This is a genomic window from Rathayibacter sp. PhB179 (assembly GCF_004345345.1).
Classification (GTDB): Bacteria; Actinomycetota; Actinomycetes; order Actinomycetales; family Microbacteriaceae; genus Rathayibacter; species Rathayibacter festucae.
The window spans coordinates 43,719-53,916 of sequence record NZ_SLVD01000007.1; the positions used below are offsets into that span (position 1 = coordinate 43,719).

Genomic DNA, 10,198 nt, shown 5'->3' on the forward strand with positions numbered 1-10,198 from the left:
CGTGCGTCAGACCCGCGCCGACGCCGGGAGCGGCTCGCCGACCGCGACCGGGGCGTCGCCGTGGTCGGGGATGGGCAGTCGTGCCCCGTTCTGCCGGGCGGACTCCATCGCGACGAGCCCCGGCAGGGTGTAGCGGGCGGCGACCCAGGCGTTCACGGTCGGCAGCGTGCCGGTCGAGACGGCGCGGACGAAGTCGTCCACCAGGAAGTGGTGCGAGCCCTCGTGCCCGTTCGGCGCGCCCTCCAGCTCACCGGGGAGGCGTGCGGCCTCCTCCTCGTGCACCGGTGCGTGGCCGCTGACGAAGGCGGCGCGCAGGGCGGGGGAGACGTTCTCGAGGCGCGGGTCGTCGTCCGCCATCGTCGCGGTCGTCGCGAGCTGCTCGGTCACGTCCTCGACGCCCTCGCCGGTCTGCCAGACGCTCGTCTGCACGAGCTGCTCGAAGACGCCGGTGGTGCCGAAGAAGCGGAAGCGGCTCTCGCGGAGGAAGGACGGATAGCCGACCCGGCGGAACTCGTTGATGCGCATCGAGCCGCCGCCGTCGAGCTCGAACAGCGCGGTCATGTTGGAGAAGTCGTTGCCGAACATGCTGACCTCGGTGTCGAAGACCCCGTCGTCGAGGTGGTCGCGCATGCCGGTGCAGCTCACGCTGGTCGCGTGCCTCGGCACGGCTCCGAGCACGCCGCCGATGGAGTGGGTCGGGTACCACATCGGCGGGTAGCTGGCGGTCGACTTCCAGTCGTCGCCGCCGCTGTAGCGGTAGGCGTCGTAGAAGCCGTGGTCCATGTCGTGCAGGTAGTCGCCCTCGAGGTAGAAGACGCGGCCGAAGGCGCCCTCCTCGTGCTTGCGCCGCGCGAAGACCGTGGCCGGGTTGTACTGGCTGGTCTCGCCCATCATGTAGGTCAGGCCGGTCGCCGAGACCAGCTCGATGATCTCCGCGATCTCGTCGGCGTCGCTCGCCATCGGGACGGCGGAGTAGACGTGCTTCCCCGCGCGCAGCGCCCGGGCGACCAGGGGTCCGTGGGTCCAGCGCTGCGTGAACAGGGCGACCGCGTCGACCGCCGGATCGGCGAGCATCGCCTCGAAGCTCTCGTGCGTCCCGGCCAGTCCCTCCGACTCGACGAGCGTCTCCGCGCGGCCGTCGAGGACATCGGTCACGGTGATCGCGCCGACTCCGGGGTGGCGGTGGAAGAGATCGGCGAAGTGGCGGCTGAACTGGCCGGCGCCGACGATTCCGAGGGTGAAGGTCATGATTTCTCCTTAGAGCCGACGACGATCGGTGGCGCGGCGGACCCAGTTCAGCACGCGGGTTTACTCGTGTCAATAATGCGGAGCACGAGAACCCGGACGGCACGGAGCGGCGCAGGAGCGAGCCGCGCAGGAGCGGCCCGCGTCTAGGTTAGGTACTCGACGTCGTCGTACTGCACCGCGTCGTCCGGCTCGAACTCGTCGACCGGCACGTCCTCGTGCTCGAGGATGACGGCGACGCCGGGGGAGACGAGCACGCAGACCTCGCGGTCCCCGGCGACGGTGAAGCTCACCATGCCGCCGCGCTCGCGGACGGCCTCGACGAGCTTCTTCTCCAGCTCCTCGGTGTCGAAGGAGAGGGCGAGCAGGAAGCGGCGGCCGTCGATGCTGAGGCTGGTGCGCCGGGTCGTGGGCGCAGGCGTCGGCCCGCGCCGATCGGAGCCGGGGGTGACGGCGCGCACGCGCATCGGGGAGGCGTGCATCCGGATCACGGAGTTCATTCGGGATCCGGCCGGGACTCGTGGTGGCGGAGACCGTGCGAGCGACGGTCCTCCTTCATCTCGGACTCGAAGAGGTGGCGGCGACCGGCGGCGAGCTCGTCGCGCGCGGCGCGCTCCTGGTCGCGGAAGGCGGCGTAGTAGCCGTCGTCGTAGTCCTCGACGATTTGGAACGTCCAGCGGCCCTCGATGACGTTCCGGCCGACCAGCTCCTTCTCCAGGGAGTCGGCCACCTCGTCGCGCCCCGCCTCGCGGAAGGCGTCGACCGCCTCGCCGAGCGCGAGGTCCGCGGCGCCGGTCAGCCGGTGGAAGCCGTAGAGGAGTCCGCGCGCGTGCTCGACGGTCTCGAGCGCCTCGGAGAGCTTGCCCAGCGCAGCGACGGTGGCGTCGTCGAGACCGTCCGGACGCAGGTGCGCGGAATCGGGGTGGTCGTGTGAGCTGGTCATCTCCGAGAGCTTAGGCCGACCATATTCCGCTGTGACCCCCTTGCGCCGCCGGCCGGAACCGGTCGTGCCGCGGCTGAGCGGTCTCGAAGGCGGGCGTTCAGGCGCGGCGGATCGGCGCGAAGCCGTCGGTCTTGCCGGGGTCGTGGAAGTCGCGGACCAGCCGGGCGACCAAGCCCGGCTTCTCCACGATCACGCCGTGGCTGGCGCGCGGGACGACGGCCAGCTCGGCGTCCGGGATCGCGTCGTACATCGCCAGGACGTGCTCGAAGCGGATCTCGTCGTCGTCGCCGAAGAGGAGGAGCGTCGGCACCGCGAGGCCGCGCAGGTCCGCGGTGGTGAGCTCCGGCTCGCTGGCGTGCAGCGCGTCGAGCTTCGCGACGACGGTGTCCCAGTGCGCGGCGCCGTCGGGCGACACCTCGGCGTAGCTCTCCCTCAGGAAGTCGGGAGCCTCGCCGTCGAGCACGCCGGGCAGCCAGCCGTCGTGGTGGAAGACGCCGGAGGAGAAGACCAGGCTCACCACGAGGTCGGGGCGGCGGAGGGCGACGTGCAGGGCGACGATCGCGCCGTCGCTGTGGCCGAGGAGGTGCACGGGGGCGCCGGGCAGCGACTCGATCAGGGCGATCGTGTCGCGCGCCATCGCGGCGAAGCTCAGGGGAGCGTCGGTGTCGGCCGTGCGTCCGTGGCCGCGCTGGTCGGGCAGGTGCAGCGTGTAGTCGCCCTGCAGCTCCGCCACCAGCGGCTCGAGCGAGCGCGAATCGGTGCCGCCCGGGTGCAGCAGGACGAGGGCGGGGCCGTCGCCGATCCGGCGGCTCTGGAGCGGTACGGCGTCCTCGATCATGCGGCGAGCGTAGCCCTGCGCTCGCGCGGCGGGAAGGATCGCTCGGCGGCAGGACGGCGCGCCGTCAGCGGGTGGGGACGCGCACCGGGAGCGCGACGAGGTGCACCTCGCGCAGCTCGCCGTCCTCGGCGACCGCGGTGAGGTAGGTGCAGGCCGGCTGGCGGCGGCGGTCGGTCGGCGAGCCGGGGTTGAGCAGCCGCATCCCGGCCGCGGTCCGCGAGTCCCAGGGGATGTGGCTGTGGCCGAAGACGAGCAGGTCGGCGCCGGCGTGGGCGGCGTCGGCGCGCGCCTCCCGGCCGGCCGCGGGGCCGGTCTCGTGCACGACGCGGACGTCGAGCCCCGCGATCTCCGCGCGGGCGACCTCGGGGAGGCGCGCGCGGAGCCCGGCGGGATCGTTGTTGCCCCAGACGCCGAGCAGACGCGCAGCCCGGGACTCGAGGGCGTCGAGCGCCGCCTCGTCCACCCAGTCGCCGGCGTGCACGACCAGGTCGGCCTCGTCGACCGCCCGCCAGACCTCGTCGGGCAGTGCCCTCGCGCGCTTGGGGAGGTGGGTGTCGGCGAGCAGCAGCAGCCGCACCGGGCCCTCGAGCCGCAGCGTCGGCGCGGCGGGTCGCCCGTCCGGCATCAGAGCGCGGGGCCGGGAGTCGGCTCCACCCCGCCGTCGGCACCGGGCTCCTCGGCCGTCGCGGAGTCGCGGAGGCGGGCGTCGAGCGCGTCGAGCGCGGGGACGAACCACAGGTGGTCGCCGCGGTTCGACTCGACGACGAAGTCGTGCAGGGTGCTCGAGGCCGAGACGTGCTCGGTGATGTCGCCGACGACCACGAGCCGCTTGCCGTACATCACGAAGCGCTGCACGAACTCACCGGCGATGCCGGAGCGGAGCCGGAAGAACTCCGGATCGAGGCGGCCGACCGGGACGACGATCGTCTCGGCGTCGCTGCCGTAGATCTCGCCGATGACCGCGAGCGCGTCCTCCGAGGTGGAGAGGGCGGGCCCGTCGTCGTCGACGAGGAGGAGGGGGACGCCCTGGCGGGTCTCGGTGCGCATGGACCCAGCCAACCACGTCGCTCCGCGCACGTCACTCCGCGCGGAACGAGCGCAGCCGCAGGCTGTTCAGCACCACGAAGACGCTGGAGAACGCCATCGCGGCCCCCGCGACCAGCGGGCCGAGCAGGCCGGCCATCGCGAGCGGGATCGCCGCCACGTTGTAGGCGAAGGCCCAGAACAGGTTGCCCCGGATGACGCCCAGGGTCCGCCGGCCGAGCCGGAGCGCGTCGGGCACGCGGGCGAGGTCGTCGCCGACCAGGGTGACGTCGCTCGCCTCGATCGCCGCGTCGGAGCCGGCGCCCATCGCGATGCCGAGGTCGGCGGCGGCGAGGGCGGCCGCGTCGTTCACGCCGTCGCCGACGAAGGCTACCGTGCGGCCCTCGGACCGCAGCCGCTCGATCACGGCGAGCTTCTCCTCCGGCAGCACCTCGGCGACGACCTCGTCGATCCCGACCGCGGCGGCGACGGCCGAGGCCGCGCGCGGGTTGTCGCCGGTCAGCATCAGCACGCGCAGCCCCCGGGAGCGGAGCGACGCGACGGTGCGCGCCGCCTCGGGCCGCGGCTCGTCGCGGAGGACGGCGAAGCCGCGCAGCTCGCCCTCCCAGCCGATCCCGACGACGGTGCCGCCGTCGGCCGCGGCCTGCTCGGCGCGGGCGGCGAGGTCGCCGGGCGCGTAGCCCCACTGCTCGTCGAGCCAGCGCAGGCGCCCGGCGACGACGAGGCGGCCGTCGACCCGGGCGCGGACGCCGAAGCCGGCGCTCGCGCGGAACCCGGTCGCCTCCGGGATGGTCAGCCCGCGCTCCTCCGCGCCGCGGACGATCGCGGCGGCGAGGGGGTGCTCGGAGCCGCGCTCGACGGCCGCGAGCAGGCGGAGCGACTCGTCGTCGCTCGCCGCCGCGACGGTGAAGGCGCCGGTGGTCAGCGTGCCGGTCTTGTCGAGGACGACGGTGTCGACGCGGCGGCTCGTCTCGAGCACCTCGGGTCCGCGGATCAGGATGCCCAGCTGCGAGCCGCGGCCCGTGCCGACGAGGACGGCGGTGGGCGTGGCGAGCCCGAGCGCGCAGGGGCAGGCGACGATCAGCACGGCGACCGCGGGCGAGACGGCGGCGGCGAGGTCCGCTCCGGCGAGCAGCCAGCCGACGAGGGTCGCCAGCGCGAGCACGACGACGACCGGCACGAAGACGGCGGAGACCCGGTCGGCGAGGCGCTGCACCCGCGCCTTGCCGGCCTGCGCTTGCGAGACGAGGCGTCCCATCCGGGCCAGGGTCGCGTCGGAGCCGACGCGGTCGACCCGGACGGTGAGCACGCCGTGCGCGTTGAGGACGCCGCCGGTGACGACGGAGCCGGGCCCGACCTCGACGGGGACGCTCTCGCCGGTCAGCAGGCTCGCGTCGACGGCGCTCGAGCCGTCGAGGACGGTGCCGTCGGCGGCGACGACCTCGCCGGGTCGCACGCGCAGGCGGTCGCCGACCGCGAGGGCCGCGGCGGGGACGCGCTCCTCGGAGCCGTCGGCGGCGACGCGGGTCGCCTCCTTCGCGCCGAGCCTCAGCAGCGCGCGGAGGGCCGCACCGGCGTCGCGCTTGGAGCGGGCCTCGAGCCAGCGGCCGGCCAGCACCAGCACGGGAACGGCGGCGGCGACCTCGAGGTAGATCTCGTCGTGGCCGGAGCGGGTGCCGAGCAGCTCGAACGGCATGCTCATCCCGGGCCGGCCGGCGTCGCCGAGGAAGAGGGCGTACAGCGACCAGGCGAAGGCCGCGGTGGTGCCGAGGCTGATCAGGGTGTCCATCGTGGTCGTGCCGTGCCGCAGCGCCCGCCAGGCGGTGCGGTGGAACGGCCAGGCACCCCAGACGGCGACGGGCGCGGCAAGGGTGAGGCAGAGCCACTGCCAGTTGGCGAACTGCAGCGCGGGGATCATCGACAGCAGCACGACCGGCGCGGCCAGCAGGGCCGAGATGGTGAGGCGGGTGCGCAGGACACGGCGCTCGGACTCGGCGGCCTCCTCCTCGCGGGAGGGGGCGCCGTCGTCCGCACCGTCGTCCGCGACGGGCGCCGCTCCGGAGACCGTGGCCGTGTAGCCGGCGGCCTCGACCGCGGCGATCGCGTCGGCGGCCGTGGTGCCCTCGGGCAGCGCGAGCGTGGCGCGCTCGAGGGCGAGGTTGACGCTCGCGCGGACGCCGGGGAGCGCGTCCAGGCGGCGCTCGACCTTGGCGACGCAGGACGCGCAGGTCATGCCGCCGATCGCGAGCTCGAGCTCGGCGGGTGTCTCCGTGCGGCCGGTCGCGGCTGCGTCGGCCATCGCTGCGTCTGCCATCTCTGAGTCGGCCGTCTCAGGCCAGGGGCGCGAGGCGGTACCCGGCGTCGGCGACGGCGGCCGCGATCTCCTCGCGGCCGAGCGGACGGGAGGAGCCGACGGTGACGGTGGAGACGCCGTCGGGGAGGAGGGAGATGTCGATGCTGTCGACCTCGGGGTAGGCGGCGAGCTCCTCGGTGACGCTGCGGACGCAGTGCTCGCAGGTCATCCCGGCGACGCCGAAGCTCTGCACCGAGGCGCCGCCCGCGGCGGAGCCGTGCCCGGACGCGTGCGCGGAGTCGTGACCGCCGCAGGCGCAGGCGCCACCCGACCCGCAGCCGCCCCCGGACCCGCCGACGGCTCCCTTGGCGGTGAGTCCGAGATCGAGGTGCGCGGTCATGCTGTTCTCCTTGCGTGGGGCGGGGGACCCGGCGGAGGGATACCCCCCGGGGGTACTCCCATCGTAAGCCCGTCGGCGCTCGCGGGCAAGGCGGAGGCGGAAGGCGGGAGAATCGACGGAGGAGCGCCGCGGTCCCGAGTGCTCCGGGGGAGGGGACATGGCCGCCGCACCGACGCCCGACTGGGGCGCCCCGCCGCCGCACGCCTCCGCGCATCCGCTGCCCTCCGATCCACTGCCCCCGCGGCGCCGCTTCGAGCCGACCGCACTGATCACCTCTCCGGCCGAGGCCCGCCGGGCGCGGGGCGCGCTCGCCGCGCAGCTGCGCCAGACGTCCCCGGCGAACCGGCGGCGGCTGGCCGAGTTCGCGGCGGTCGCCGACGGGGTCGCGCTGCTGCGCGGCCGCGAGTTCGACCGGGCGCTGCGGCGGATCGCCGCCCCGGCCGCCGCCGTCGCACCGGACGCCACGGGCGTCGTCACCCTCGGCGCGGACGGACCGGCGCTCGCCGGGGAGCGCGCCGACGCCCTGGCCATCGCGGACTGGAGCGACGTCCTCTCGGTCGAGGTCGGCACGGTCGCGCACGGCGCCTTCCGCGTCCGCGCCGTCGTGCTCGCCGTGCTGGCGGCCCGGCCGGAGCGGGGGGCCGCCGCGGGACAGGGCTTCCGCGGCCTGGTGTCCGACGCGGCCCGCGCCTCCGCGGCCGCCCTCGCCGCGCGGGCGCGCCGCCGCGTCCTGGTGCCGCTCGTGGTCGCCACGCCGGGGCCGCTCGGCTGGACCGTCGCCGACGACCGCACCTTCCTCCTCGCCCTCGACCGGGTGCGCCGCGCGCACGGTGCCCGATGAGGGCGCGGCTGCCGTTCGCGCTCGCCGCGATCGCCGCGCTCGCGCTCGGGCTCGCCCTGCGCTTCCTCCTGGCCGGCCTGCTCGCCGACCTCGCCGGCAGCGTCCTCTACGTCGTGCTCGTCGCGCTGCTGGTCTGCGTGCTGCTGCCGCGGATCCCGGCGGTGACCGCCGCGGGGATCGCCCTCGCCTGGTCGATCGCGATGGAGCAGCTCCAGGCGATCGGAGCGGCCGCCCGACTGGTCGAGCTGTGGCCGCCGCTGCGGCTCGTCGTCGGCAGCACCTTCTCCTGGCTGGACATCGCCGCGTACGTGCTCGGCGCGGTGGTCGCCGCCGCCGTGCTGATCGCGGTGGCGCCGCGCAGTCGCTTCGAGCGCGAGGAGCCGGGGCGGGACGAGCCGGGCCGCGGGGAGCCGGGGGAGCTCCGCCCGTAGGGTGGGCCCATGCACGAGGCGACACCGGCACTGCCCCCCGCGAACGACCGGGCGCACGCGGACGACCGGGCGCACGACACCCGCCGCGACCGCCGCACGCCGGAGCCCGTCGACCGCTTCGCCACCGGCGAGGAGTTCCCGGAGTACCGGGTCGACCTCGAGCGCATCCGGTTCTCGCCCTACTTCGCCCGGCTCTCCGCGGTCACGCAGGTGATCTCGCCCTCCGGCGTCGGCCAGGTCGTGCACAACCGGCTGACCCACTCCATCAAGGTCACCGCGGTCGCCCGCGCGATCGCGATGCAGCTGACCACCACCGACACCGCCCAGCGCGAGCTGGTCGAGCGCCTCGGCGGCTGCGACCCGGTCGTCGTGCAGGCGGCGGCCAGCGCGCACGACCTCGGCCACCCGCCGTTCGGGCACCTCGGCGAGCAGGCGCTCGACCGCCTGGCCCGCGAGAAGCTCGGCCTCGAGGAGGGCTTCGAGGGCAACGCGCAGTCGTTCCGGATCCTCTCCGAGCTCGACGTCTGCGAGACGGTCGAGGCGGGGCTCAACCTCACGGCCGCCTCGCGCGCCGCGGTCCTCAAGTACCCGTGGGGCCGCACCGTCTGCCGGCCGGACCTCGAGACCGCCGACCCGACCGAGCTGCCGCGCGGCTCGACCGCCAGCCGCTGGGAGACCGCGCCGCCCAAGTTCTCGGCCTACACCCTCGACCTCGACGACCTGCTCGACTCCCGCACCGGCTTCACCGCGATCGCGCCGTGGCAGCAGACGCTGGAGTGCTCGGTGATGGACGTCGCCGACGACATCGCCTACTCGCTGCACGACCTCGACGACTTCTACCGCGCGGGCGTGCTGCAGCAGGCGGCCGTCGCCGTGGAGTTCCGCGCGTTCCTCCGCGAGCAGAACGCGCTGGCCGCCCTCGACGCCGACGAGCTCTGGGCGCGGGCGCCCGGCCACTCGCTGGAGATGCTGCGGCGCCGGCTGGTGGCCCGCGACCCGTGGATCGCCAGCGACGAGCACTTCCGCTCCTCCGTCGAGCGGGTCTCGACCGAGCTGGTCGAGGGTCTGCTCGCGGTGCCGTTCGACGGCTCCACCCGCACCGAGCGGGCGATCGAGTCCTTCGTCTCCTCCTGGATCGGCCGGCTGCAGCGCTCGGTGCTCGTGCTCGCCGAGCCGAACGTGCGCTCGGGCCACCTGACGCTGCTCCCCGATGCCTGGCACGACGTCGCGGTACTCAAGTTCGTGCACACCCGCTTCGTCATCGACCGGCCCGACTTCGCGACCTATCAGCGCGGTCAATCGCAGGTGCTCGGGACGCTGGTCACCCACCTCGACGCCTGGCTCGACGATCCGCGCGACGGCCCGCGCGCCCCGCAGAAGCTGCTCGACCTGATCGAGCTGGCGACCGACGGCTACTTCCGCCTCCGCGCCGACCGCCCCGAGTGGCTGCCGGCCGGCGAGCGCGGGCGCCCGCGCGTCGATGCGGAGTCGCTCCAGCGCCTCGGCCGGGCCCGCGGCGTCGTCGACTACGTGGCGACCCTCACCGACGAGCAGGCGATGGCGCTCGCCGCCCGCCTCCGCGGCGACCGCGAGCCCTGGGCGATGGGCACCTGAGGCGGCCCGCGCCGCCCGCGGCTGTCGGCCGCACCTCCGTCCCTGCTCGCCTCCGCCCGCACCTGCGCTGCACCTCCGCTGCACTTCCGGCTCGTGAAACCGGCCCCGGCTCGCGAGACCGGCCCCGGCTCGCGAGACCGGCCCCGGCTCGCGAGACCGGTGAATTCCGACGAGCCGAGGCGGTTCCCGCGAGCCGAACCTCGGCCGCCCGTGCCTCCGCCGACACCTCCGGCTCGCGATTCCGGCCTCGGCTCGTGGGATCCGCCTGTTCCAGCGAGCCCGAGCTGTTTCTGCGAGCCGAACGTCGGCGGCCCGCACCTCCGGCTCGCACTTTCGGTCACGGCTCGTGGAATCCGCTCGTTCTGGCGAGCCGGGGCGGTTTCCGCGAGCCGCAGCTCGGCCGCCTGTTGTTGCGCCGACACCTCCGGCTCGCGGTTCCGGCCTCGGCTCGCGGGTTCCGGCTGTTCCAACGAGCCGAGGCTGTTTCCGAGAGCCGAGCGTCGGCGGCTCGGACCTCCGGCTCGCGGTTTCGGCTCCGGCTCGTGGAAT

The 10,198-nt window shown here is 74.9% G+C and carries 11 protein-coding genes; 3 read left to right on the forward strand and 8 right to left on the reverse strand.

Annotated elements, in window-relative coordinates; genetic code table 11:
• Positions 1 to 6: 6 nt before the first annotated feature.
• From EDF43_RS14650 to EDF43_RS22360, 8 genes are all read right to left on the reverse strand, one after another.
• Complete coding sequence (locus EDF43_RS14650) at positions 7 to 1,248, reverse strand: Gfo/Idh/MocA family oxidoreductase (protein WP_132437489.1); 1,242 nt, start codon at positions 1,246 to 1,248, stop codon at positions 7 to 9.
• Between the two features lie 143 nt (positions 1,249 to 1,391).
• On the reverse strand, positions 1,392 to 1,745 hold the full coding sequence (locus EDF43_RS14655) for a hypothetical protein (protein WP_123736736.1): 354 nt from the start codon (positions 1,743 to 1,745) through the stop codon (positions 1,392 to 1,394).
• Positions 1,742 to 2,188, reverse strand: coding sequence for a hypothetical protein (locus EDF43_RS14660; protein WP_123736737.1), 447 nt, complete (start codon positions 2,186 to 2,188; stop codon positions 1,742 to 1,744). Before EDF43_RS14660 ends, EDF43_RS14655 begins: the two co-directional genes overlap by 4 nt.
• Before the next feature lie 97 nt (positions 2,189 to 2,285).
• Positions 2,286 to 3,026 carry an alpha/beta fold hydrolase gene (locus tag EDF43_RS14665; RefSeq protein WP_132437490.1) on the reverse strand — a complete coding sequence of 247 codons (741 nt, stop codon included), beginning with the start codon at positions 3,024 to 3,026 and terminating at the stop codon, positions 2,286 to 2,288.
• Positions 3,027 to 3,090: 64 nt separating this feature from the next.
• The gene (locus tag EDF43_RS14670) at positions 3,091 to 3,651 is read right to left on the reverse strand and encodes a YfcE family phosphodiesterase (RefSeq protein WP_207901779.1); all 561 of its coding nucleotides are present in this window, start codon (positions 3,649 to 3,651) and stop codon (positions 3,091 to 3,093) included.
• Positions 3,651 to 4,073, reverse strand: coding sequence for a DUF4180 domain-containing protein (locus EDF43_RS14675; RefSeq protein ID WP_132437491.1), 423 nt, complete (start codon positions 4,071 to 4,073; stop codon positions 3,651 to 3,653). Before EDF43_RS14675 ends, EDF43_RS14670 begins: the two co-directional genes overlap by 1 nt.
• A gap of 31 nt (positions 4,074 to 4,104) precedes the next feature.
• The gene (locus EDF43_RS14680) at positions 4,105 to 6,369 is read right to left on the reverse strand and encodes a heavy metal translocating P-type ATPase (RefSeq protein ID WP_132437492.1); all 2,265 of its coding nucleotides are present in this window, start codon (positions 6,367 to 6,369) and stop codon (positions 4,105 to 4,107) included.
• A 31-nt stretch (positions 6,370 to 6,400) separates the two neighbouring features.
• A complete protein-coding gene (locus tag EDF43_RS22360) occupies positions 6,401 to 6,763 on the reverse strand; it encodes a heavy-metal-associated domain-containing protein (protein WP_132437493.1) in 363 nt (120 codons plus the stop codon).
• A gap of 157 nt (positions 6,764 to 6,920) precedes the next feature.
• Between EDF43_RS22360 and EDF43_RS14690 the strand changes: the two genes are divergently transcribed.
• The 3 genes from EDF43_RS14690 to dgt are packed head-to-tail and all read left to right on the forward strand — an operon-like array spanning position 6,921 to position 9,649.
• On the forward strand, positions 6,921 to 7,604 hold the full coding sequence (locus EDF43_RS14690; RefSeq protein WP_132437494.1) for a hypothetical protein: 684 nt from the start codon (positions 6,921 to 6,923) through the stop codon (positions 7,602 to 7,604).
• Positions 7,601 to 8,035, forward strand: coding sequence for a DUF2809 domain-containing protein (locus EDF43_RS14695; protein WP_132437495.1), 435 nt, complete (start codon positions 7,601 to 7,603; stop codon positions 8,033 to 8,035). The genes EDF43_RS14690 and EDF43_RS14695 overlap by 4 nt, the downstream gene beginning before the upstream one ends.
• A 9-nt stretch (positions 8,036 to 8,044) precedes the next feature.
• On the forward strand, positions 8,045 to 9,649 hold the full coding sequence (gene dgt, locus EDF43_RS14700) for a dGTP triphosphohydrolase (protein ID WP_132437496.1): 1,605 nt from the start codon (positions 8,045 to 8,047) through the stop codon (positions 9,647 to 9,649).
• The last annotated feature ends 549 nt before the right edge of the window (positions 9,650 to 10,198 follow it).